Below are 21,844 nucleotides of genomic sequence, written 5' to 3'. Positions count from 1 at the left end.
GGGGCGGGTGGGTGGACGGGTCTGGTCGGAGACTCGTGGGGCGTCAAAGCAGGACGCGGAAGATGAGCGGCAGGTAGGTGCGCGAAGGGGAGGGGTCGGGGTCGACGCGCAGCGGGCCGAGGTCGACGTCGTCCTGGCTGATCCGTCCCGCGCCGGGGACGCGCAGCCCCTCGAGTGCGGTCTGGACCTTGGCGATCGCGAGGAGGCAGCGGTAGGAGTCGCCGCCGACGCAGGTGACCTGGAAGGTGTCGTTGGTCGCGCCGTGGCCGCCGTTGGCGCGCTCGTCGTCGGGGCGACCGATGCCGAGGTAGAGCGCGGCGTGCATGTGTGCGCGCTTGTCGGCGTCGATGACGACCGCGGTGCTCTCGTTGCCGAAGCCCATGGACTTGAGACCGGAGCCAGGCTCGCCGTCGAAGACCTGCAGGTTGGGCTGGGCGGCGAGAGCGTCGAGGACGGCCGTCCGCAGCTCGAGGACGGTGCTCACTTGCCCAACTTCCCGACGATGGCTTCCATGGCGGAGATGAAGGGCGGAGTGTTCCTGTCGAACGCCGGGCCGACGAACGCCTGCGGTGCCTGCCGTGAGGTGCCCTCTTCGACGAACTGGCCGTAGTTCACCGTCGGACCGAACTCGCCGACGGTGCTGGCGGCCAAGTAGGACACCTCGCCGCTGATCGAGTTGCGCAGGGCGCCGGTGTCGACGGGTGCGAAGGTCTTGGCGTCGCGCACCGCGGCGGCCACGGTCTTCTCGACGGCCTTGCGGGCTTCCTTGATGACGGTGAGGTTGTCGGCGGCGAAGCCTGCGGCGAGGTCGTTGATGCCGTCCATCTCGATGCGCACGGCATACCTCCCGGTCAGGCGGTGGGTGTCTCGGTGGAGTCGCGGCAGACGACGTCGCGCTGGAAGCGCTCGGTGCCGAGCTGGGCGTCGATGACGGTGAGCGTGCGACCGGTGAGGTCGACGTCGGCGTGGCCGTTGGTGACCTTGACGAGCAGGCCTTCGCGCAGCCAGGGGCAGTCGGCGGCGAAGCGGACGAGGTACTCGCGTGTGCGGACGACGTCGCCGGCCTGCTGTGCGGTCTGCTCGGACTGGGTGGACATGATGCCGAGGGGTCCGTCGTAGAGCGGTGCGCCCTCGACGACGGTGGGGGATTCGGTCGCGTCGTCCCAGCCGGTGGTGCGCAGGTCCGGGTCGTACACGGTGCCGGCGCCGTTGAGGGCGCCTTCGGCGACGGGGGCGTGGTGGGCGGACCAGCCGGCGGGGATGGCGCGCGTGCCGGGGAGGGGGCTCATGGCCTACAGGCCCCAGACGGGCCGGTTGGTGTGCTCGGGCCCGCTGCCGTCGCTGATGGTGTCGACGACGTCGAAGAAGCCCTCGTCACCGGCGTCGGCCTCATCCCGAGCGAGCTGGCGCTGGGTGGCCGCGAGCTTGCGCAGGGACTCGGCGACCGCGGGGCCGTCGGTCTGCAGGTGCTGGGTCTGGATCTTCTTCGCGACGAGCACCTCGGAGACCGCGATGGCCTCGAGTGCGTCAGCCGCGGCGAGGCGGACGTTGCCGCCGGTGAGGGCGAGGAACGACGCGATCTGGCTGTCGTCGAGCAGCTGGTTGCTGCTGTCGGTGTCCGCGATGATGAGCCGGACCTGGTCGACGGTCTCACTGGCCATGGCGTACCTCCGTGGGGTGCTGGTCGGGGCGCAGGGTCTGCCTTGTCAGGGGAGGAAAGGATGGGCGTCGACGCTGCCCGGCGTTACCCGCCACGGCTCCCCCGGTTGGCCCTTCGGGGCGGTGAACTGCTCTCGCGTGGGACGTCGTCGCGCTTGCCACGTTGACGCCCCGACCAGACGGTGTGCGTGACCTCGTCCCGCCCCGGGCCGTCGGAGGGCTCGGGGCGGGACGTCGGGGTCAGCTGCCGGACGAGGCCTTCTTGGCCGCCTCGGCTTCCGCCTTGGCCTTCTCGTCGGCGGCCTTCTTCGCCGCCTCCTCGTAGGCCTTGGCCTCGGCCTCGGCGGCCTTCTGGGCCTTCTCGTGCTCGGCCTTCGTGGTCACGCCCGGCTCGAGCAGGTCGGTGCCCACCCACGCCTTCGGGACCTTGTGCGCGAGCTCGACGCCGTCACCGTTCACGACGGTCACGTAGTCGGACTCGGGGATGAGGAGCTTGCCGTTGTCAGCCATGGGGACTCGCTCTCTCCGGCTCAGGCCGGCTGGTTGGCGTAGGCGAAGCGGGGGTCGCCGGCGGCACCGCCCGTGATGTGACGGGCGCGGAAGTAGATCGTGTCGTCGTCGAACGACCCGTCCTCCACCGGCACGTCGCCGCCACCGAGGCGCTGACCCTGGTCGCGCTTGACGCGCATGTCCGGGGTCTCGTGGCCGCGCAGGAACCCGACGTAGAACGCCGGTCGCGGGGCGTTGGCCAGCGGCAGCACGAACCACGCCGTGCCCGGCAGGTTGTCCAGGACGGTCAGGGTGATGCCCGCGAACGGGTTGGCCTGGATCGTCGTGGTCGAGCCGTTGGTGACGCGGACCTCGGTGGAGCTGAGGATCCGGCGAGCCGTGAACTCCTGCGCGGGACCGACGACGAGCTGCAGCGCGCCGGGGTACAGGAGCGCACCCGAGGCGTCGCGGCGGGTGCGCACGGTCGTCATGACCGTCTGCAGGTTCGTGTCGGTCAGCGCGAGGCTGCCGAGGTTGTCGTTGCCGACGTTGAAGAAGCCGGCGTTCGGGGCACCCGTGAGGGGGTTGGCCAGGCTGGAGAGGGCCGCGAGGTCCTCCGTGGCGATGGCCTTGCCGGCCCACGAGTTCGGGATCTTCTGCAGCTCGTTGAGCTGGTCGTTGACCCGCATCTCGAAGGTGTACCCGAACTGCTCACCGGTCTTCTTGACCTGGATGGTGCGCTCGGCCTCGTCGTACTTGGCCTCGGGGTAGTTCGAGTGCTCGGGGACGTCCGCGAAGGCCGCCGACCCCGTGATGAGGTCGATGAGCTTCTTCGGGCGGAAGTCGTTGAGCACGGTGCGCGAGGCGAACTTCTGCCACTGACGCGGCATCGCCGTGTACTCGGCGAGGAGCTCGCGGTCGAAGACGACACCGGTGCCGGTGACGAAGAGGTCGCTCGTGGTGAGCGCCTCGTTGACGGCGTGCCGCACGCGGGCGTTGCCCTGCCACGCGGACTGCAGCATCTGGGCGACGCTGGCGACGTCGGCCTCGCTGGCGGCGCCGCGGCGGATGCCGTTGGTGAGGTCGCGCTCGGTCACGCCGAGGGACTCGGCCAGCGCGAGGATCTGGGACTTGCTCATGGGTGGCCTCCTCAGACCTGGGCCGGACGGACGACGACGACACCGGAGGTCGCTGCGCGCACGCCGGTCTCACCCGCCTTGGGGATGGTGTGCCCCCACACGGCGCCGGAGGCGGTCGTGGAGAGGATGGGCGCGGTGGCGCCGGCGCGGGCGGTCAGGTAGACCGGGGTGCCGGGGCCTGCGATGGCGCCGCCGACCTCGTAGAGGTAGGCGCGCTGGTCAGTGATGACCGTGGCGTGGGTGGAGGCGTTGCCGCCCTCGCCGCGGTTCGTGGCGGCGACGCCGTTGATGGAGCCGACGCGGACGGGGTCGCCGGAGACGGTGCTGGCGACGACGGGCAGCGACAGCTCGGTCGCGGGACGCATGTACTCGTTGCGCATGGGGCTCAGGCCTCCTTGACGGTGCGACCGAACGCGGACGCGATGGCGGGGTCGGCGGACTCGACGACCGTGTTGGTGTCCTCGGACTTGCCGAAGCCGGTGACGCTGCCGACGCCGAGGGACTCGGCGAGCTCGGCGAGCTCCTCGCGGGCGTCGGTGACGAGCGACTCGATCGACTGGGTCAGGGCCTCGGTGTCGACCTTGCCGTCGGTGATGGTGAGCTCGTCGAGGGCGGCCTCGACGATGCGGGCCTGACGGCGGGCGGGCAGGTCGGTGGACTCGCCGACCTTGGCCGTCACGGCCGGGCGGGCCGCCTCGCGCGCCTTGAAGGCGGCGAGCTCGGTGCGTGCGGTGTCGCGCTCGGACTCGAGCGACTGCACCCGCTCGGCGTCCGTCTCGAGCTGAGCCAGGCGGCTCTCCTCGATCTCGGTGGTTGCCATGTGTGTCTCCTCGGACTTTGTGGCGGTGGACTGCCCGGCGGGTGCCTGGGCCTTGGTCGGCTTGGGGGCGCCGCTCTCGGCGGCGGTGCTGGTCGGCGTGGTGACGGGCACGTACTCGGTGCGGGCGCGGACCTCAGTGGCCTCACCGTCGAGCGCGACCTGCTCGCCGTCGACGACGTACGCCTGCTCGTAGATGGCGGACGTGTCGGGGGTCTCGAGGGTGAACCAGACGCGGGACTCGTCGAAGTCGCGGACCCACACCCAGGTCTTGTCGCCGCCGTACTCGCCGGTGACGGCGGCCTGCAGCGCGGCCCGGGTGTCGTTGGCGGTGGCCTCCTCGACACCGTGCGCGACGGCGCGGGCGGCGACCTGCGCGGGCCGTGCGGACTCCATGACGGCGGCGATGGCGCCACCTCGGCCGGCGCGGGTGACGAAGTCGGTGGAGACGGCCTCGTCGATGCGGGTCATGATCGGGCCCTTGCGACCCTCGGCCTCGCCGTGACGGGACTCGGCGTATGCCCGGATGGAGACGCCGATGGCGGCCGCGAAGTCCTCGTCGGTGAGGAGCTCGAGGAAGTGGGGGAACACGCGGGCCTCGGCGACGACGCGCTGGCCCTCCTCGTCCCATCGGGCGGTCTCGGTGAGGGTGGCGGCGAGGTCCTTGATGGAGCGCTCGGGGCGGTCGTAGGACTCGTTCTCGCCGGGGTGGTCGGCGAACATCTGGTGGCCGGCCTGCCAGAGACCCTCCTCGGCGGCGTTCTTGAGGACGGCGGCGCTGTAGTAGCCCGAGCTGCCCCAGCCGGGGGTGATGAGGGTGACCTCCAGCCGGCCCGACTTGGTCGGCTTCGTCGACTCGAGCGGGGTCGGGACGGCCTCGCGGATCAGGTGCTTCGGCATGCGCGCCTCCTGGGCGAGTGGGACGATGGACCGGTGGTGGTCGCTGACGGTGACGGGTGCGATGAGCACCTGTGGATGACGGACGCCGTCGTGATCGCGGCGGACGGGTCGCACGTCGAGAAGTCGTGCGCGCTGTGTGGGGCGATCGCGCTGGTCGGACCCGACGAGCTCGGCGGTTGGGTCTAGGACGCGGCCTTCGCTGTGGCGCGCAGTGCGCTGACCGGGGTGGGGGCGTAGGAGTCGCGCCAGCCGTCGGTGTGGCGCTTCGTCGCGAGGTCGGACCACGTCGTCTTGCCGGTGCGGAGCAGGTCGAGGCGGGCCTTGCCCATGACCGCGATCTGGTCCTCGAGCGGCAACCGGTCGAACATGGCCTGCGCGTTCGGCATGAGCGACGGTGGCTCGATGACGTTGGGGTAGCCGAGGTCCTTCCAGCTCTTGGTGAGCGGGAGGCGCACGCAGCGGCCCTGCTGGTGGTCCTCGGGGCCCGGCGTGCCGAGCGGGTGCTCCGTGCCGTGACGTGACCAGCACGAGGGGCAGGTGCGGTTGTCGAGGGTGGCGCCCCACTGCCAGCCCTGCAGGATGTCGGCCATGGCCTTCTCCTGCGCGAGGGCGCCGGCACGGTAAGCGTCCAGCATCTCGGTGCGGGCGATGACGAGGGCCCGGTTGCGGCCGCCGTTGAACGCACCCTCGACGCGCTGCAGCATCTGCGCGGCAGCGGTGCGGGGGTTCTCCCCGACGGCGATGCCGCGGATGAGCGTGGCCTTCATCGCCCGCTCAGCCTGCCCGGACAGGGGTCGGGCGGTGGAGTGCACGCGGCCGGTGGTGCGGGTGACGATGGCCTTGAGTGCGTCCTCGCCAGCCCGATCGAAGGTGCTGGCGATGTGGAGCGTGCCACCGGCCTGCGGTGGGTACTGGGAGCCGGCGAGTCGGCGAGACCAGTCGGCGGCGTCAGCGGTCATGAGGGGCAGCGCTTGGGCGACGGTGACGGGCAGGTCCCGGGAGAGGTCCAGGAGTGCGGCCCGGGTGAGTTCGAGCGCGCGCTGTGCGCGTCGCGCGCGGGACACCTTCGCCCGGGACGGCCAGGCGCCGTCGCTGCTGGCCTCGATCAGGTCGTCGATGGCGGCTTGCCACTCGGTGGCGATCTCGTTCCAGGCGGTTGCCCAGGCGAGGATGATCCGTTCGGAGGCGGCGTCGACGCGACCATTGACGGCGATCCGCATGCCGTCGAGGAGCTGCAGTGTCTCGCGGGTGACGGCCACGGTCAGTCCTGCGGGACGTCGCCGTCGCGCACGGCGTCCTGCTGGGACGTGGCAGCGGCACGGTCGGCCGGGTAGATGAAGTTCCCGTCGGCGTCGGTGACGAGCTTGAGGACCTCGTCGACGTCCTCGACGTCGAGGGCCTGCAGCAGCAGCCGGGCGAGGGTGAGCTCAGGCAGCAGCTCGGTGCCTGCTGCTTCCACGATGGCCTTGACCATTTCGGCGGTGTTGGCGTCGTCGACGTCGGGGAACGTGACGTCGAGGCTACGGTCCTGGTCGCCAGCGAGGGTGAGGACCTCACGGCCCGTGAACGGGTTGCGCCCGATCGTGCCGCGCAGTGCCCCGGCGGGCGCCTTGATGGCCTGGTCGATGACGTAGTGCAGGATCGTGGCGATGAGGTCGGCGTGCAGGCGCTGGCGGCTCTTGACCATGAGCCGCATCGGCTGGTCGAGGGTCTCCGCGGTCGCCCGGGCGCCGGTGACGCCGGGGTCGGTGAGCAGCATCGTGACGGGCAGGTCGAGTGCGGCGCCGACCATCGACGCCAGGGGTCGCCCGGACTCGGAGTCGATGGTGGCCCCGGACTTGCCGATGGCGCTGATCGACTGGTCCTGCCCGGTGACGACGGTCTGCCCGACGGCCCCGTCTCCAGCGCCGGCGCTGATGCGGTCGCGCACGGCCGCTCCACCGCGACGGTTCTTCGCGGTGACCTGGAACGCGAACCGGGACAGGGCCTTGACGAGCTTGGCCCAGTCGAGGAGGAAGCCCTTGTAGCCGTCGGCCCACGGCAGCGCGGCATACAGGTCCGGCACGCCCCACAGCGACCCGGTCTGCCGGTTCACTGCGGTGTGCAGGACCGGCTTGTCCCACTCGACCCGGTGGCCGTCGATCGTGCGGGCGCGGGTGGTGGGGCGGAAGCGCAGGTCGGGGTAGTAGGTGGTGCGGGTCTCCCGGTTGATGACCGTGCCGCCGGAAGCGTCGGCCTCGACGACCTTGGCGACATGCTCGCGCTTGTAGAAGCGGATCGTGTCGGCGTCTTCGGGGTCGGTGATGATGTCGACGATCTCGCGGTGCGGGATGACACGCACCTGCACGCGGCCGGTGCGCGGCGCGGTGACGAGGCAGTGGAACGCCTCGCCGTCGGTTGCGAAGCGTCGCTCGAGCTCTTCGCGGGCCTGCGCGCTGGTGAAGCTGACGGCGTTGGTGTCGTCGTCGAGGAAGGCCTGCACGACGGCGTTGACGTCCTGGCCGGCGTTGTCGTCCTGCTTGGCCTCGACCGCGACGCCCTGACCCCACACGTAGGCGGTGCGGAGGCTGACGCCGCGCCGGATGAGGGGGTCGGCGACGGCCATGACGCGGGCCCGTCGGGACTCGGAGAGCAGCCTCTCGCGGGTGATGGCGCCGTCGGTGGCGTCGCCCATCGTGGACCAGCCGCGGTCCTCGGCGGCGAGCATCGCGTCGGCGACTGCGTCCTCGAGGACCTCGACCATGTGCTCGAGCTGGGCGACATCTTCGGGGGTGTATGCCGGCGCGGTGTCGGTCACGGCATACCTCCTGGGTCGTCAGTACTGGGGTGCCCAGTCGAGGGGCTGCTCGTCGAAGTGGTCGAGGATGTCGTCCGCGTCGTGCATCTCCGAGTCCATGAGCGGCACGAGCAGGAGGCGGTGCACGGCCTGGCTCATGGCGTCGACAGTGTCGTCGTGCGCAGCTGACGGGAAGTCCCGGGCCTCTTCGGTGAGGTCGGTGATCCACGGGCAGATGCTGGAGTCGGGCAGGAGCACGTTCTTCGACTCGACCATCGGGGTGATCGCGGCGGCGCGGGCGTACTTGCTGCCCTCGGGCTCGACGGGAATGAGGCCGCCGACCTTGGCGCGCAGCGCGTTGAGGATGGCGGGTCCGTTGGCCTTGTCTTCGACGAGCTTGGCGACGGCTTGCGGCCAGCGCGCGGTCATGTCGAGCATCATCTGGCAGGACTCGGTGAAGCCGGCGCGGCGCCTCACCTGGTCGAGGAGGAACGCGTCGACGCCGCGGCGCAGCCAGACCTGCCCGACGACGTAGTCGGAGGAGGCGGTGTCCTTGAACGCGAAGTCCCAGGACTGGACGAGTTCGACGTCGGGGTCGCGGTGGGCGTCCGGGACGATGCGTGCGCCGTCCTCGCGCTCGATCCATGGCAGGTGGGTGTAGCGGGCCCAACCGTCGGCGGGGAAGAGGTTGCCGGTGTCGGGGGTGGGGTTGCCTTGGTAGAGGCTGGCCCAGGTGCGGGAGCCGGCGGCCTTCTTGCGTGAGCGCCACTGGGCTGGGGTGCGGCCTCGGGCGGAGACCATGAACTCGCCGGCCTCGGTCCGGCCGAGGGGGTCGGTGTCGGGGTCGACGCATTCGGCGGGGATGTTGAGGATCCGCCAGTCGCTGTCGGGCTCCTTGAGGAGGCGCCCGGCGAGGTCGTCGTGGTGCCAGCGGGTCAGGATGAGGACGACGGGTGCGCCGGGGGCGAGGCGGGCTGCGGCTTCGTCGGTCCACCAGTCCCAGACGCGGTCGCGGTAGACCTTGGAGTCGGCTTCGGCGCGGGACTTGATGGGGTCGTCGATGATGAGGAGGTCGCAGGCGCGGCCGGTGATGGCGCCGCCGATGCCGACGGAGTAGACGCCGCCGTCGTGGCCGTCGATCTGCCACTCGCCGGCGGCACCGTTGTCGGGTGCGATGCGAAGGCCGAGGTCGGGGTTGACGATGATGCGGTTGCGGATCTGGCGGCCGTTGCGGGACGCGAGGCCTTGGCCGTAGGAGGCGGCGATGATGCGCAGGTCCGGGTTCTGAGTGAGGGCCCAGATGGGCAGGTCGCCGGCGACGCGCAGGCTCTTGCCCTCCTGCGGGGCCATGGTGATGATGAGCCGGCTGTCGGGTTCGTCGAGGAGGCGCACCAGCTCGGCGTCGATGAGGTCGAGCGCGGGCGTGCGGACCGTCTTGGGGTTGAGCTCAGCGGCGAGGTCGCCGGGTGTGGCCCAGCGTCGGCGGGGCGGCTCGAAGAGACGGGCGGCGTGCTCGGCCCAGGCGACGTCGGTCATGGCTGGGTGGCCGCGGCGCGACGCGTCGTCTGCTCCTCGAGCACGGCGTCGATGCACTCGAGGGCGCTGCGTCGCTGCGCGCAGTGGATGTCGCCGGAGCTGCAGCGGCGATGCGCGGCAGCGGTGACGGCGAGACCGCGGAGCAGCGCGTCGAGCTCGTCGTCGCTGCTGTCGGGCAGGCTGATCACGCCTTGCTGGTGGTCAGCCATGGCGGTCACCTGCCTCTTCCATAGCGTGGTGCCGGCCCGGGTGATCAGTCCGGGACGCGCTATGACCGCCCTGGCCTGTGGCTCCCGGGCGGTGTTTGTGGAGGGGTGCCCGCCGCTCGAGCCTCACGCTGTTGCGGTGCGGATGCGCGGTCAGTCGCTGCTCGGTTCGCTCGCCAGGTCTATCCGCTCACGCGGGGGCATCGGCGCTGGCTGCTACTGGTGAGGGCGTGCTGGCCATCCGCCCGTCTGGGTGGGCGTGAGCCGGCGGCGGGACGAATGCGGAACGACGGTGGAACCTGTCACTGGACATGGTTCACCGCCGTTATGTCGGATTCTCGCCTGACGTGCGACACCATGTCAAGCAAGACGCGACACGACCTCATGGTGACCCGCCTTGCCCCACGACCGCATGGACGCCCCTTCACGCAGACCGTTGCCCCTTCATCGCCTCCCGGGCCACCACCACGGTCAGCACGTGCCGCCGGTCGAACAACGGCTTGCCCTCGGTCCCGTCGCACGGCGTGATGCGGCCGGCCTTGTGCCAGCGCTGCAGCGTCCGCTCGTCGACGCGCACCCCGAGCCGTCCCGCGAGGATCGGCACCAGCTGCGGGATCGTCACCGGCCGGTCGGTTCCGACGATGCGCAGCAGCCAGCCCTCGATGGTGTCCTTCGTCTTGCAGCGGGGGCAGGGGATGTCGCCGACGTGGCGGGCGGTGGCGCGGACCCGGCCGCCGCACGTGACGGCCTCGCCGCCGGCGCCGATGGTGACGGGGCACTCGCCGAGGAAGATGCTGTCGGAGGTGCGCGGCCACGCGATCGTGCGTGCGTCGATGGCGTGGTAGCGGAGCTCGTCCTCCATGCGCTTGGCGAAGGCCCAGCCGCCGATCCAGCGGGTCTCGGCCAGCAGGTGCTCGAGCATGGCGGGTACGTCGGTGAGGTCGAGCAGGGGTGCGTCGGCGCGACGTCCTTCGGGGTGGTCCTCGAGGAGGGCGTGGCACCAGTAGGCGAGGTCGTGGGTGATCTCGGCGCGCAGGGAGAGGGGGTCGACGGGGATGGGTGGTCGGCTGCCGGGCTTGCCGGTGGGTGCTCCGCCGGGGGTGGTGGTGGGGAACTGGAGCCAGAGCCAGGCGCGGCGGATGGTCTCGAGGTGGCGTCGGATCTGGGCGGAGTACTCCGCGGGGGTGGGCTCGTCGCGGGTGGCGGTGGCGGCCGGCTGGGTCACGCGGTCTCCTTGGTGGGTGAGATGAGGAGCCGCAGCTCCTCGGGGACGACGGTGCCGACGAGGGCCTGCTGCGCCTCGTCGAGGTTGAGGCGGTCGAGGATGCGGCGGATGACGGAGGCGACAAGATCGCCCTGGCGTTCGGCGAGCTGGACGCGGCGCTCGTCGACGCCGGCCTTGAGGGCTGCGGCGGCATACGAGGCGAGGCGGTCGCTGGCGCGTTCGAGGAGGACGTAGGCGATGTGGGGCTTGGCCTCTTCGGTGGTGCCGCGGTCGTCGCCGCCCTCCTTGGTCTTCGTGCGGCCCCAAGTGAGGTCGGCCTCGTCCTGGTCGGCGATGGCGGTGACGACCTGCCGCCAGTAGGCGACCTCGCCGGCGGTCCAGTGCACGAGGTCGAGCAGCGCCTCGGCGGGGTGGACGTCGACCTTCTGCCCGAGGCGGGCGAGCTCCTTCGCCGCCTTGGCCTCTTCGACGTTGCGGGCGGCCGCGGTCTTGGACTGGGGTGCGCTGCCGCCGTGCTTGCCGCAGACGCGCAGGCCGGTGATGGGGTGGAGGCCGCAGGGGAGGCCGCGGCCGTTGTGGCCGTAGCAGCGGGGGTGGGGTTGCCCGCATTTGTCGCAGCCGTGGGTGCGGTCGTGGTCGCTCATCGGCTGCTCCTCACGAGGACGACGACGAGGATGACCAGCGCGAGTCCGAGGAGGACGCCGGTCCAGTCGCCGCCGGACCCTCCGGCGCCACGGATGGTCTCGGTGGTGATCCACGAGCGGTCGGGGGGCGTGTATGTCGGGTTGGGCAGGGGCTCGGGTCGGTCCGGGGGTTCGGGGGTGCTCACGGCTTCGCCTCCTCGATCTGGGCCTTGACCTTGGCGACCGCGGTGTCGAGCTGGGCGAGAGCGGTGATGTGGTCGTGGAGGTCGAAGTCGACACGGACCTCGACGCTCGGCGTGGTGTGTCCGCCGTCGGTGCACTGACGCTCGTCGGTGAACGCTTCGATCTCGTGGTGGGCGGTGACGCGGGGGCGGGTCATCGTGTCTCCTGGGCTGGTCGAGGCTGGCAGATGTAGAAACCGGGGTCGCCGAGCGACGGTGGGAAGAAGTGGGAGCCGGGCTCACCGCACCCGTTCGGGCACAGGGGTCGCGGGATGCCCTTGGCGTCCCGGACCCAGCGGGCCCTCTTCGCGGCGCGTTCTCGTCGGGTGCTCATGGCTTGGCCTCCTGGGCGGTGAGGGGCGGGCAGTAGCGGCCCGGGGTGCACTGGGTGGCGAGGTCGGCGCGGAGCCGTTCGGCGGCTCGGCTCTCGGGGTGGTGGCCGGTCTTGTCGAGGCAGGTGGCGGCGGCGTGCTCGTGGTCGGGACACAGGTCGGTCATGGCTCGCGGCCTTCCCGGATTGCGGCCGCACGCTCCAGCAGGAACGACGAACCGTCGATCCATTCAGGGTCGTCATCGCCGGCATACGCGCGGGCTGCATCCTCGAGCTCGTCGGCGCGGGCTTGCTGGGTGAGGGCGGGCACATCCTCACGAGCAGCACGCACCACCCGCTCGATCAGCGAGTCCTCCACGATGTAGGCACTCATCGACGCGATGCGCTTGACCCGCTGCACGGCGGCGTCGAGGCCCTCATCGACGGCGCTCACCGGGACACCTCCCTGCTGTGGTTCCGGATGTCAGCAGGCGGGTCACAGATGAAGAAGCCGATGTCGCCGAACGACGGTGGGACGAAGTGGGGTCCCGCCCCTCCGCATTGGATGCAGCGCATGACGAGCCCGTTGCGGCCGTTGGCTGCCTCCACCCACTGCCGACGCTTCGCCGCTCGCTCCCGACGGGCGCTCACTTCGCACCTCCGTCGCTGCTGGTGGGTGCGTCGGCGGCAACCCCACCCGCGAGAGCGGCGCGTATTGAGCGAGCCAGTGAGACGACCGGAGGGCCACCCCATCCGGTCGGGTTGGCTTCAACCGCGTCCAAGATGTCGTGGGTCTGGGCGATGCGTTCCCGTGCGCCGTAGAGCGCATCGACGGCCAGCGCCACCGTGAGCGACGTCGGACCCTTCGCCTCCCACCTGGCGAGAGCTTCGTCGATGCGAGTTCGGGGCAGACCCTTCGACGCGCAGAACGCCTCCGTGTCCCGCAGCGACTCCGGGGCGTCGTCGTGGGCCGTCATCGCTGGGCCTCGGCGTACTGGACGGGGGCACAGTCGAGGCAGTACCGCGCGTGCCACCAGCGTTCGTTGCCGATCTCGGGGTTGTGGGTAGGCAGGGCGCTGGCGACGTAGTACTCGCCGGGCTCGATGTGGTGGACATCGTCAGGGTCGATGAGGTGGCCGTCGCAGCGGTGTCGGCGGTTCGCCCTGACGAGGCCGTGGATGGTGCCGTGGGTGAGGCTCACTCGTCCTCGTGGCCTGGTCGTGGTGCTGCTCATGGGTTCCTCCGTGTGGGTGCTGCTGATGGGTGGGGTGCTGCTCTGCGGGGTCGAGTGGTTCCTCTGGTTCTGGTCCCTCGGGGAACCGCTCCGACCGGTTCCGGTTCCCGTAGGGGAGGGAACCGGAGAACCAGTCGTCGGACGGGTCGAAAAGGAACCGGTCGAGGAACCGCTCAGGAACCGGTCGTTGGGGGTGTTCATGACCCCTCCTCGAACCGGGTGACGAGGTGGTGCATGACGGCTCCGCGAGCCCCGGTTTCGAGCCGGATGTGGCCTTCGCGGACGAGGGTGTCGACGGCGGTGGCGATGGACGAGTTGTTGCCTTTGACGCCCTGGCGGATCTCGCGCATGGAGGCTGCGCGGCCGGTCATGTCGAGGTAGTCGGAGACGCGGCGCATGAGGGTGGTGGGCCGGAAGTGTCCGTCGTCGTCGAAGTTGGAGGTGGGGTGGTCCAGCCAGGCGGAGGTGTAGCCGCCTTGGGTGTCATCGAGGTGGAACTCGGCGACGGTGAGGCCGGTGGGGCCGACGTCGCCGTGCTTGTCCTTGTCGAGGACGACCTTGACGATGGCGTGCTCGCCCTTGCCGCCGGAGCGGACGACGACGGCCTTCATGGCGGTGCCGGTGACGGCTGCGAGCTTGTGCTGCCCGCCGATGGCGTAGCGGCCGCGGGAGTCGCTGTCCTTGGTGACGTGGTCGATCTGGAGGGTGGCGGGTCCGAGGTCGGCGACGCGCTTGGGGAGCATGTGGATGTACTTGGCGACGTCGTCGTTGTCGTTGACGCTCATGCCGTGCAGGGACATGGCTTCGGTGACGCCGTCGATGATGGCGAGTGTGGCGCCGGCGACTGCCGCGGCGAGGTGCCGTGTGCCGTTCTCGTCGAGGGCGATGTCGGGGCGGATGTAGCGCCAGAGGCTGCGGTCGCGGAGCTGTTCGGGTCGTGCGCCGATCTGCAGGAGGCGGGCGGCGACGGACTGGGGGCGGTCCTCGAAGTCGATCATGACGACGGGGTTGCCCTGCTCGAGCTCTTGGACGGCGGCGAGGAGCGCGACCCAGGTCTTGAGGCTGCCGGGTTCGCCGCTGATGGAGTGCACGGCGTAGGGGTAGAGCAGGTGCTTGCCGTCGCGGCGGGCGAGGACGGTGGCCTTGGGTGCTTCGAGGTCGCCGTCGAGGATGGCGTCGAAGTCGACGGGGGTCCACGGGTGGGTGGAGGTCTCCTCGTCGACGCCGGCTGGTCGTAGGGGGATGAGGTCGATCTGGGTGCGCAGCGAGTCGACGAGGGTGTGGGCGTCGTCGTCGCTGGGGGTGAGCATGCGGGCGCGTGCGGCGTCGAGTGCTGCGAGGGCGCGGCGGCGGGTGGCGTGCTCGAGGACCTTGTCGGCGTGGTAGTCGGCGTTGGCGGCGACGATGAGGCCTTGGTGCAGGGTGTGCAGGTAGGCGGGGCCGCCGGCGCGGGTGAGGTTCTTGGTGTCGCGTAGGTGTGCGGTGACGGCGATGACGTCGGGGGTGGTGCCGCGGGCGTAGAGGTGGACGCAGGCGTCGTGGATGTACTCGTGCTTGGCCTGGTAGTAGTCGGGTCCGCTGATGGTGGTGGTGACGGCGTCGAGGGCCCAGCGGTCGCCGGAGAGCATGGCGCCGAGGACCTGCTTCTCTGCCTCGTCGTCATGAGGCAGCGTCGGTGCCGCGCGGGGGTCCTCCTCGTCGAGGGGCGGGACGTGGCTCAGGCTCATGCGGTCACCTCGCCGAGGTCGAGGACGCCCTGGCTCAGGCGAAGGGCGGCCTTCTCGCACTGGCTCTCGCGCTTCTCGAACCCGACGGCCTCGCGGCCGAGGTTGCGCGCGGCGACGAGGGTGGCCGATGACCCGGCGTAGAAGTCGACGACGGTCCCGCCGACCGGGCAGCCGTACTGGATGAGCGGCTCGAGGAGCGGTACGGGCTTCTCGGTCTCGTTGATCGCGCGCCCGTGCATGGAGCGCTGGTAGATGACGGAACGCATAAGGCGCGGCCCACCGTCGATCGACACGTACTCCGATGCGCCGCGCGCTCCCTGCCACTGAGCCGGCTTGGGCTTTCGACGGACCGTTCTGGCCGTGGAGTCCGCCGTGGTGGGCGTCTGGTGGTGACGGTCAGCCCAAGGGCCCTGGTACCAGAAGGTGGCGAACTCGTGGACGCGCGAGAACCGGTCACGGGCCAGACTGGAGCCGTTGTGCTTCTCCCAGACGACCTCCTGCGAGTAGGTCCACTCGGAGAACTCGCCCTTCTGGTCGAGGAACATCCGCATGGAGCCGAAGCACCACATGGACTGCGCGTGCCGTGCGGCAAGCGAGACCCAACCCGCGGGCCACCGGTCCCAGTCCAAGGCGGTCTCGCCGTAGGGCGGGTCGGTCAGGATGAGATCGGCGCAGAAGTCGGAAGCGATCTCCTCGCGCCAGTCCCCGAGGTGCAGAGTCACACTCTCGTCCTGGTAGTAAATGCTCACGCTGCTCCTGTGGTCCGCGTTGGTCGGTGGTCTGCTGGCCGGTCCCGGGCACGCCGCTCGGCGCAGTGGGGCGGGCCCGGGACGGCAGCTATGCGGTGTCCCGCAGGCCGTCCAGCGACTGTCGACGGCGTCCGTTGCGGGCTCGGTCGTCGCGCAGCGGGATGTCGTGGTGGCGCAGCTGGCGGCGGACGGTGGACAGCGACACCTCGAGCTCGTCGGCGATCTCGTATGCCGTGCGCTGCTCGTCGACGTAGAGGCGCTCGAGCACGGCCTTGTCCAGGTCGATACGGGCCGGGCGCGGGGTGAAGTGGGTGTCGTAGGACGAGCGGCCGCGGATGGCGACGCCGCGCTGGTGCAGGATCGTCAGGACGGTGCGGTCGGAGCACTGGTGGCGCTCGGCGACGGCCTTGGCGGTGTCGCCTGCCTCGTACTGGGCGACGATGGCGTCACGGTCGAGGTCGGGCCTGCGGGCGCAGCGCGCGGGCGTGATGGCCTTGGTGCGCATGGTGAGGTCGGGGATGGCGCGCAGCCGGCGGGAGATCGCGGACTCGGACGAGTCGAAGCGTTCGCCGATCTCGCGGCAGGACAGGCCGTCCTCGACGTAGAGCGCGCGCAGGGTGTCGTCAGTGACGGTGACGAGCTTGCCGCGTCGTCCGACGCGCTTGGGTCGCTCGATGCCGAGGCGGTCGAGGACGCCGCGGACGCCGGCGGGGGTCATGTCGACGTCGTCGGCGATGTCCTGCAGGGTGAGGCCCTGGCGGTGCAGCTGGGCGATACGGTCGTCGTTGGGGCCGACGTAGGTGGAGCGGCGCCGGGCGGTCTTGGTGCCAACGACGGCATACCCTGCGCGGGCGAGCTGTTCGGGCGTGAACTCGGCGGGGTTGTGCATGACGATCGGGGAGACGCGGGTGTGTTCGCGTTCGAGCCGGTCGAGGATGTGGCCGCCGGCGTGGACGACGGGGCCCTTGGGGAGGGGGATGCCGGTGCGGGTGCCGCCGGGGATGGTGGCTGCGTTGCCGTAGGCCTTCATGCTGCGCTGCTTCCTGGTCGGGCGACCTTGTCGAGGGCGCGGGTGTGGGTTGCGGGGAGGTCGACGAGCGGCCGGCCGGTGAGGAGGTGGTGGCCGATGGCGGCGAGCACGAGGGCGTCGCAGCGGTTGTCGTCGCCGTCGGTGGTGACGTGGGGGTAGCGGCGGGTGACGGCTTCGATGACGTGGCCCTTGGAGGCGTTGCCCTTGCCGGTGGCGTAGACCTTGAGCGTCGACGGAGCGATCTCGACGACGGGGCACTCGAAGGCGGAGACGATGAGCCACCAGAGGCCGTTGCGGTCGAGGGTGCCGCGCTGCGATCCCTGTGCGAGGGAGGGGGACTCGACGACGACGAGGTCGACGTTGTAGAGCGCGATGGTGTCGACGATCCGTGCGAGGCGGTCGCGGCGCTGGGTGAGGGTGGCGTCGGCCTTGCCGGTGGTGGCGATCGTCCAGGTGTCGACGTCGAGGATGTCGTCGGTGTCGAGGCGGGCGAGCCCGGTGCCGGTGAGGCTGGGGTCGATGCCGTAGATGATGCTCATCGGTCGCTCACCTCCGCGCCGCCGCGGAGGCACTGGCCTTCGCGGGCGGTGCCGGTGTCGTGGATCTCGTAGGAGCAGAGCCAGCGGCCCACCCATGCGCAGACGAGGCGGATCATCGCTGCACCGCCTTGTATGCCGCGTCGAAGCGGGCCCACGTCTCGGAGGTGCCGCCGTGGTCGGGGTGGGCGTTGCGGCGGGCGAGGCTGATGACGCGCTCCTCGCCGACGTCGGCGACGCCAGTGGAGGCGAGCTCCTCGAGGACGGTCCATGGGGCAGCCGTGATGACCGCGGCGGAGGCCTCGAGCTGCTTCCAGCCGGCGTACTGCTGACCGGTGTTCGTAGCGCCGTAGCGGTCGACGGCGCGCAGGGACTCGAGGGTGAGCGCAATGGCACGGGCGTTGTGTTGCCAGTCGGGGCCCTGGTCGGAGTAACGGCGGGTGAAGCGGTCGCACCGGTACATGAGGGGCCCGTGCTTGGACTCGAAGGCGATGACGACGGCCGGGCTGCTGGCGCGGGCGTCGGCTCGGAGCATTCCGTCGAGCCGGATGTCGCGCTCGCGGACGTCGACCTCGATGACGACGTTGCGGCCACGGAGCATGTCGATCTCGCGCTCGAGGTCCTTGAGGGTCTTGCTCCAGGCGGTGTCGAAGCGTGACCACTCTCGCTGCGCGGGGGTGCGGATCCAGCTGCGGTCGGAGATCGGGCGGGTGACGTAGGTGAGGCTCATGACCTGTTCCCCTTCTGGCTCCCGCGGGAGTGGTAGTGGTTGCCGCAGGCGCAGACGATGACGCCGCAGTTGGTGCGCCAGGTGTCGGTGTTGTCCTGGTGGCAGTGGAGGCCTGCGCGCTTGGGGCGGGAGAAGTTCTCGGCGGTCCTGCGGCCGCAGCCGGGGCAGGTGTCGGGGAGGCGCTTCACGCCGCACCTCGCTCGGCGATGGTGTCGGCGATGAATGCGCGGGTGGCTGCGGCTGCCTGGGGTGGCACGACGCCGTTCCCGAGGGCTTTGAGCTGCTCGTTGCGTGTGAGGCCGATGGCGGGGTCGGTGACGTGGCCGGCGGGAAGCATCATGAGCCACTCGACGAACGCGGGGGAGAGTCGCGGGTTGCCTTTGGTGCCGGGTTCGGTGGGTGGGGGTGCGGTGCGTCCGGTGGCGTGTTCGGCGCGTGCGATCGCGGCGGCGTACTCCCGCCAGTCCTGATCTGCCGCAACGTCTTCCAGCCCGATGCTGGGGCCGCCACGGGAGGGGCCGCTCGTGTCACGTCCGGTCTTGGCCTTCTCGCTGGTGCGATTGCCGGTCGTCGGCGTGGGGAGGAGTTTGGCGACCTCGTTGTGGAGGTTCGCGCGTGCCCCTTCTCGGGTGTCGAGGTTCGCGTCGGTGCCGCGCTGCGTCGTCGTCGGAGTCGGCAACAGGTGGACGGCGCTCGGCAGCATCAGGTCGCCGGACGAGCCGCGCTGGTTCGGGCCACCCTTCGTGCCATCCGTTGCGCGAGGCGTCGGAAACAGTCGCGCCGCCTCGTTCGCCAACGATGCATAGTCCGTTGACGCCGACGGCAGCCCGCGGGAGTTGTCCGACACGGGCGTCGGCAGGAGCCGCTGCGCCTCGATGGCGAGGGACTTGCCGTGCCCGTTGCCGTTGCCGTGGTCAGCCTTCAGCTTCGCGGTCCATGCGTCCCACGTCTCGGGGGTGTACGCGGCGCCCATGTCGTTGACGGCGGGCGTCGGCAGGAGAGTCAGTCCGTCGGCCGCGTGAGCCCGTGAACCACTATTTCCATGAGGGGCTGCGGGTGATCCAGCCTGCGCCGCTCGAACGCCTCCCGCGTCCCGACGTTCTTGTAGTCCCTGGCCGTGGCGGTCGGCAGGAGCGCAATCTGCGCCTCCAGTCGACTGTTCGTCTCGCCACGGTCGACTGCCGCCTGCGAGGCGGTCATTCCAGAGGTCGTCACCCGAGGTGTCCCCAGGAGTGGCGAAGAGGAAGATTCGGAACCGTCCGTGCGCTCCTCCCACGTCGGCAGCGCGTAGGCCGTACCAGCGCGAGTCATACCCGAGCTCGGCCAAGTCTCCCGCCACACGTCCAAGTGCTCGCAGAGAAGGCCCTCCGTCATCGGCACCTCCCATACATCCCGGGCAGGGTTCCACGTCGCTAGCAGCGTTCGCGGAGAGTGCGCCGCGGACGTTCTCCCAGACGACGAGGCGGGGTCGGATGGTGGCGATGGCTTCTCGCATCTGGACCCAGAGGTTGGAGCGTGTGCCATCGGTCATGCCCTTTCGTTTGCCGGCGTGGCTCAGGTCCTGACAGGGTGAGCCGCCGGTGATGACGTCGACCTTGGGGACGGTGGCCCAGTCGACCTTGGTGACGTCGCCGTAGTTGGGGACGTTGGGGTAGTGGTGGGCGAGGATGCGCGACGGTGCCTTGTCGAACTCGCAGAACCATGAGGTCTCGCCGCCGAGCACGGAGCGGACGCCCATGCCGAGGCCGTCGTAGCCGGCGAAGAGCTCGCCGTAGGTGAGGGTCATGCCGCACCCCCAGCAAGCCGCGCCGCCTTCGCCTTGCAGCCGTCGCAGCGGCGCCAGCCGTCGTACGGGTCGGGTGCTGCACGGTTGCCGCAGCGGGGCATCATGCAGCGCTCGCCGTAGGGGACGTGCGCAGTCCGGTTCGCCTCCTGCCGGGCGATCCAGTACGCGCGGGCCTCCTCCTCGCGCTCGCGGATGCTGGCCCGGACCTCGAGCGCGGCGAGCACGATGAGGAGCAGGATGACGATGAACGCTGCGACCCACGGGTTGATGTGGGTCGGGTCGAAGGTGGTGACGTCGGCGCTCATGACGCCACCCGCTCGACGGGCAGGGCGTCCGGGGTCCAGCCCAGGGGCAGGGGGGCGACGGGCCAGTCGCGCTCGACGTCATCGGTCTTGCCCTGCTTCACGAGGTACTGGCCGAAGGACTCCGCCCAGTCGCGTCGCCACACCTTCTGGCGCTCGTGGAGGACTGCGAGGTCGACGCACACCTGGTCGGGGAACCGCTGTGCGAGCCTCCACGCGACGCGCGCAGCCGCGAGGGCGTCCTCGGTCGCGTCGTGCGCGTCGTCGAGCCGGACGCCGTAGTGCTCGCAGGTGGCGGTGAGGGTGCGCTTGCCCTTGCGGAACCGGTCGACGGCCTTGTCGATGACGAAGCCGTCGATGACGAGGGCCCGAGTGAGGTCGAGCTCGACCCCGTGGCGGCGGCACTCCCGGTCGATGAGCGTGAGGTCGAAGCAGGCGTTGAAGAGGACGAGCGGGGTGCCGTCGTCGATCGCGCGACGGAGGACGTTGGCGATCTCGGCGATGACGAATGCGGCGGGGCGTCCGTCACGCTGCGCCACCTCGTTGGTGATGCCGTGAACCTCGGCGGCGCCGTCGCTGATGGGGATGCCGGGGTCCGCAAGCCAGGTGGTCGGCGTCGTGGTCGGTCCGTCGATGAGGACCGTGGTCGCGGTGACGATGCGGTCGACGTCGGGGTTGGGTCCCGTGGTCTCGGTGTCGACGGCGAGGAGGGGCCAGTCGCGCCAGTCGGCGTTGAACAGGGTGCTCACGCCGCACGCTCCTTCGCGAGGTACTGACGCAGCTGCTCGGGCGTGAGGTCGTCGACCGGCTGCGCGAACTCCTGCTCGAGGTCCGCGATGACCTCGTCAGAGGTCATGCCGCGCTCGGCTGCCTGTGCGAGCACCTGCATCTGCAGGGCGTCGCGCTCGGCGGTCGGGCCCGAGGCGGGCGCCGCGGCAGGGGGGAGGGGCGCGTCACCCGCCTCGGGGGTCTCGGTGGCGGCCTTGATCTCAGCGGCTGCCGCGGCGATGCGCTGCTTCGCGTCGTCGGTGAGGCGGCCGGCTTCGCCCAGGCGGCGCCAGAGCGTGTTGAGCTGGTCGGTGGTGGCGGCGTCGGCGATCTCGTCGATCTCCTCGTCGGTGAGGCCGGCTCCACCGGCCTCGATCGCGAGGGGGGCGGTGCCGCCGATCTGCTGGGCGCCGGCTGCAACGCCGGAGACGATCTCGACGAGCCGCTGCTTGGAGACGGCGAGGTCGAGGACGGGGACGACGAAGCGGGACGTCTTGCCGTCCTTGATGGCGCGCCGCTCGGACAGGTGGAGCAGGGCGGGGACGAGGTCGCCGACGTGCATGGCGAGCTCGGCGACGGCGGGCAGCTCGGCGGCGGCGTTCCAGCCGTGGGACTCGAGGCGCCACACGCCGAGGGACTCGACGTCGCGGAGCATGACGGACAGGCGGGTGGTGGCCTTGGCGTTCTTGTGGGCCGGGTCGTTGTCGTCGCACAGGCCGCCGGTGAGGGCGTTGTTGATGCCGTCGCAGCGGTGGGTGCAGCCGCCGCCGGACCATGTCTCCATCCACTGGGAGAACCCGCCCTTGACGACGATGACGGGGATGGACTTGGCGTCGGTGATGACCTCGAACTCGGCCTTGCCGCTGTTGTCCCAGGAGCGGGCCTCGCCGCCGTAGAGGGTGGCGATGTCGGTGATGAGGCGCTCGTCGCCGCTGGTGAAGCGGAAGCGGTCGAGCTTCTCGGGGCGGGAGCCGCCGCGCTGGGTGGGGACCTTCTGGCCGAGGCGGATGCGTCCGAGCTCGGCGTGCCTGCGCTGCAGGACGATGGGGGAGATGGGCAT

General features: G+C 70.7%; 32 protein-coding genes and 1 pseudogene. 1 reads left to right on the top strand and 32 read right to left on the bottom strand.

Annotation, left to right across the window (positions count from 1 at the left end):
• Positions 1 to 43 precede the first annotated feature (43 nt).
• The 8 genes from ACSQ11_RS02580 to ACSQ11_RS02545 all read right to left on the bottom strand — a co-directional run bounded on the left by ACSQ11_RS02580 (position 44) and on the right by ACSQ11_RS02545 (position 5,004).
• Positions 44 to 484, bottom strand: a complete 441-nt coding sequence (locus ACSQ11_RS02580) for a hypothetical protein (protein WP_436002758.1) — start codon at positions 482 to 484, stop codon at positions 44 to 46.
• Positions 481 to 837, bottom strand: a complete 357-nt coding sequence (locus ACSQ11_RS02575; RefSeq protein ID WP_436002756.1) for an HK97-gp10 family putative phage morphogenesis protein — start codon at positions 835 to 837, stop codon at positions 481 to 483. The genes ACSQ11_RS02580 and ACSQ11_RS02575 overlap by 4 nt, the downstream gene beginning before the upstream one ends.
• A 14-nt stretch (positions 838 to 851) precedes the next feature.
• Complete coding sequence (locus ACSQ11_RS02570) at positions 852 to 1,289, bottom strand: DUF6093 family protein (RefSeq protein WP_436002755.1); 438 nt, start codon at positions 1,287 to 1,289, stop codon at positions 852 to 854.
• Between the two features lie 3 nt (positions 1,290 to 1,292).
• On the bottom strand, positions 1,293 to 1,661 hold the full coding sequence (locus tag ACSQ11_RS02565; protein WP_436002754.1) for a hypothetical protein: 369 nt from the start codon (positions 1,659 to 1,661) through the stop codon (positions 1,293 to 1,295).
• A gap of 238 nt (positions 1,662 to 1,899) precedes the next feature.
• Positions 1,900 to 2,169, bottom strand: coding sequence for a hypothetical protein (locus ACSQ11_RS02560; RefSeq protein WP_436002752.1), 270 nt, complete (start codon positions 2,167 to 2,169; stop codon positions 1,900 to 1,902).
• A gap of 20 nt (positions 2,170 to 2,189) precedes the next feature.
• Positions 2,190 to 3,287 (bottom strand): phage major capsid protein, encoded by a 1,098-nt coding sequence (locus ACSQ11_RS02555; RefSeq protein WP_436002750.1) that lies wholly within the window; start codon positions 3,285 to 3,287, stop codon positions 2,190 to 2,192.
• Between the two features lie 11 nt (positions 3,288 to 3,298).
• The gene (locus tag ACSQ11_RS02550; protein ID WP_436002748.1) at positions 3,299 to 3,667 is read right to left on the bottom strand and encodes a capsid cement protein; all 369 of its coding nucleotides are present in this window, start codon (positions 3,665 to 3,667) and stop codon (positions 3,299 to 3,301) included.
• Positions 3,668 to 3,672: 5 nt separating this feature from the next.
• On the bottom strand, positions 3,673 to 5,004 hold the full coding sequence (locus ACSQ11_RS02545) for a hypothetical protein (RefSeq protein ID WP_436002746.1): 1,332 nt from the start codon (positions 5,002 to 5,004) through the stop codon (positions 3,673 to 3,675).
• A gap of 33 nt (positions 5,005 to 5,037) precedes the next feature.
• On the opposite strand from ACSQ11_RS02545, the gene ACSQ11_RS02540 reads away from it, so the two are divergent.
• Positions 5,038 to 5,190, top strand: coding sequence for a hypothetical protein (locus ACSQ11_RS02540; RefSeq protein ID WP_436002744.1), 153 nt, complete (start codon positions 5,038 to 5,040; stop codon positions 5,188 to 5,190).
• Here the strand turns inward: ACSQ11_RS02540 and ACSQ11_RS02535 are convergent.
• From ACSQ11_RS02535 to ACSQ11_RS02420, 24 genes and pseudogenes are all read right to left on the bottom strand, one after another.
• Positions 5,187 to 6,263, bottom strand: a complete 1,077-nt coding sequence (locus tag ACSQ11_RS02535) for a phage minor head protein (protein WP_436002742.1) — start codon at positions 6,261 to 6,263, stop codon at positions 5,187 to 5,189. The genes ACSQ11_RS02540 and ACSQ11_RS02535 overlap by 4 nt on opposite strands.
• A gap of 2 nt (positions 6,264 to 6,265) precedes the next feature.
• Positions 6,266 to 7,801 (bottom strand): hypothetical protein, encoded by a 1,536-nt coding sequence (locus ACSQ11_RS02530; protein WP_436002740.1) that lies wholly within the window; start codon positions 7,799 to 7,801, stop codon positions 6,266 to 6,268.
• An 18-nt stretch (positions 7,802 to 7,819) separates the two neighbouring features.
• Positions 7,820 to 9,316: a phage terminase large subunit gene (gene terL / locus ACSQ11_RS02525; RefSeq protein WP_436002738.1), complete on the bottom strand. Its 1,497-nt coding sequence runs from the start codon at positions 9,314 to 9,316 to the stop codon at positions 7,820 to 7,822.
• Positions 9,313 to 9,525, bottom strand: coding sequence for a hypothetical protein (locus tag ACSQ11_RS02520; protein ID WP_436002737.1), 213 nt, complete (start codon positions 9,523 to 9,525; stop codon positions 9,313 to 9,315). Before ACSQ11_RS02520 ends, terL begins: the two co-directional genes overlap by 4 nt.
• A 421-nt stretch (positions 9,526 to 9,946) precedes the next feature.
• Positions 9,947 to 10,747, bottom strand: a complete 801-nt coding sequence (locus ACSQ11_RS02515; protein WP_436002735.1) for a hypothetical protein — start codon at positions 10,745 to 10,747, stop codon at positions 9,947 to 9,949.
• Complete coding sequence (locus ACSQ11_RS02510; protein ID WP_436002733.1) at positions 10,744 to 11,391, bottom strand: hypothetical protein; 648 nt, start codon at positions 11,389 to 11,391, stop codon at positions 10,744 to 10,746. The genes ACSQ11_RS02515 and ACSQ11_RS02510 overlap by 4 nt, the downstream gene beginning before the upstream one ends.
• Positions 11,388 to 11,576 (bottom strand): hypothetical protein, encoded by a 189-nt coding sequence (locus ACSQ11_RS02505; RefSeq protein ID WP_436002731.1) that lies wholly within the window; start codon positions 11,574 to 11,576, stop codon positions 11,388 to 11,390. Before ACSQ11_RS02505 ends, ACSQ11_RS02510 begins: the two co-directional genes overlap by 4 nt.
• Complete coding sequence (locus ACSQ11_RS02500; protein ID WP_436002729.1) at positions 11,573 to 11,770, bottom strand: hypothetical protein; 198 nt, start codon at positions 11,768 to 11,770, stop codon at positions 11,573 to 11,575. Before ACSQ11_RS02500 ends, ACSQ11_RS02505 begins: the two co-directional genes overlap by 4 nt.
• Positions 11,771 to 11,942: 172 nt before the next feature.
• Positions 11,943 to 12,110 carry a hypothetical protein gene (locus tag ACSQ11_RS02495; RefSeq protein ID WP_436002727.1) on the bottom strand — a complete coding sequence of 56 codons (168 nt, stop codon included), beginning with the start codon at positions 12,108 to 12,110 and terminating at the stop codon, positions 11,943 to 11,945.
• Positions 12,107 to 12,376, bottom strand: a complete 270-nt coding sequence (locus tag ACSQ11_RS02490) for a hypothetical protein (RefSeq protein WP_436002725.1) — start codon at positions 12,374 to 12,376, stop codon at positions 12,107 to 12,109. Before ACSQ11_RS02490 ends, ACSQ11_RS02495 begins: the two co-directional genes overlap by 4 nt.
• A 193-nt stretch (positions 12,377 to 12,569) precedes the next feature.
• A complete protein-coding gene (locus ACSQ11_RS02485; RefSeq protein ID WP_436002723.1) occupies positions 12,570 to 12,899 on the bottom strand; it encodes a hypothetical protein in 330 nt (109 codons plus the stop codon).
• Positions 12,896 to 13,156, bottom strand: coding sequence for a hypothetical protein (locus tag ACSQ11_RS02480; protein WP_436002721.1), 261 nt, complete (start codon positions 13,154 to 13,156; stop codon positions 12,896 to 12,898). Before ACSQ11_RS02480 ends, ACSQ11_RS02485 begins: the two co-directional genes overlap by 4 nt.
• 197 nt (positions 13,157 to 13,353) lie before the next feature.
• Positions 13,354 to 14,883 carry a DnaB-like helicase N-terminal domain-containing protein gene (locus ACSQ11_RS02475; RefSeq protein ID WP_436002719.1) on the bottom strand — a complete coding sequence of 510 codons (1,530 nt, stop codon included), beginning with the start codon at positions 14,881 to 14,883 and terminating at the stop codon, positions 13,354 to 13,356.
• Positions 14,880 to 15,632, bottom strand: a complete 753-nt coding sequence (locus ACSQ11_RS02470; protein WP_436002718.1) for a DNA-methyltransferase — start codon at positions 15,630 to 15,632, stop codon at positions 14,880 to 14,882. The genes ACSQ11_RS02475 and ACSQ11_RS02470 overlap by 4 nt, the downstream gene beginning before the upstream one ends.
• Before the next feature lie 88 nt (positions 15,633 to 15,720).
• Complete coding sequence (locus ACSQ11_RS02465) at positions 15,721 to 16,662, bottom strand: hypothetical protein (protein WP_436002716.1); 942 nt, start codon at positions 16,660 to 16,662, stop codon at positions 15,721 to 15,723.
• The gene (locus tag ACSQ11_RS02460; protein WP_436002714.1) at positions 16,659 to 17,201 is read right to left on the bottom strand and encodes a crossover junction endodeoxyribonuclease RuvC; all 543 of its coding nucleotides are present in this window, start codon (positions 17,199 to 17,201) and stop codon (positions 16,659 to 16,661) included. The genes ACSQ11_RS02465 and ACSQ11_RS02460 overlap by 4 nt, the downstream gene beginning before the upstream one ends.
• A 112-nt stretch (positions 17,202 to 17,313) precedes the next feature.
• Positions 17,314 to 17,928, bottom strand: a complete 615-nt coding sequence (locus tag ACSQ11_RS02455) for a hypothetical protein (RefSeq protein ID WP_436002712.1) — start codon at positions 17,926 to 17,928, stop codon at positions 17,314 to 17,316.
• Positions 17,925 to 18,116: a hypothetical protein gene (locus ACSQ11_RS02450; protein WP_436002711.1), complete on the bottom strand. Its 192-nt coding sequence runs from the start codon at positions 18,114 to 18,116 to the stop codon at positions 17,925 to 17,927. Before ACSQ11_RS02450 ends, ACSQ11_RS02455 begins: the two co-directional genes overlap by 4 nt.
• The gene (locus tag ACSQ11_RS02445; RefSeq protein ID WP_436006802.1) at positions 18,113 to 18,901 is read right to left on the bottom strand and encodes a hypothetical protein; all 789 of its coding nucleotides are present in this window, start codon (positions 18,899 to 18,901) and stop codon (positions 18,113 to 18,115) included. Before ACSQ11_RS02445 ends, ACSQ11_RS02450 begins: the two co-directional genes overlap by 4 nt.
• Positions 18,902 to 18,930: 29 nt before the next feature.
• Positions 18,931 to 19,128: a hypothetical protein gene (locus ACSQ11_RS02440; protein ID WP_436006800.1), complete on the bottom strand. Its 198-nt coding sequence runs from the start codon at positions 19,126 to 19,128 to the stop codon at positions 18,931 to 18,933.
• Between the two features lie 34 nt (positions 19,129 to 19,162).
• Positions 19,163 to 19,714 (bottom strand): annotated as a pseudogene (locus ACSQ11_RS02435) (DNA cytosine methyltransferase); the annotation flags it as partial.
• The gene (locus ACSQ11_RS02430) at positions 19,711 to 20,019 is read right to left on the bottom strand and encodes a hypothetical protein (protein WP_436002709.1); all 309 of its coding nucleotides are present in this window, start codon (positions 20,017 to 20,019) and stop codon (positions 19,711 to 19,713) included. The gene ACSQ11_RS02430 and the pseudogene ACSQ11_RS02435, both read right to left, overlap by 4 nt.
• Positions 20,016 to 20,765 (bottom strand): 3'-5' exonuclease, encoded by a 750-nt coding sequence (locus ACSQ11_RS02425; RefSeq protein ID WP_436002707.1) that lies wholly within the window; start codon positions 20,763 to 20,765, stop codon positions 20,016 to 20,018. The genes ACSQ11_RS02430 and ACSQ11_RS02425 overlap by 4 nt, the downstream gene beginning before the upstream one ends.
• Positions 20,762 to 21,844: a recombination directionality factor gene (locus ACSQ11_RS02420; protein ID WP_436002705.1), complete on the bottom strand. Its 1,083-nt coding sequence runs from the start codon at positions 21,842 to 21,844 to the stop codon at positions 20,762 to 20,764. The genes ACSQ11_RS02425 and ACSQ11_RS02420 overlap by 4 nt, the downstream gene beginning before the upstream one ends.

This window comes from Knoellia sp. LjRoot47, assembly GCF_964253435.1.
In the GTDB taxonomy this organism is placed as follows: Bacteria; Actinomycetota; Actinomycetes; order Actinomycetales; family Dermatophilaceae; genus Knoellia.
This window is presented reverse-complemented; position numbering and strand designations above follow the sequence as displayed.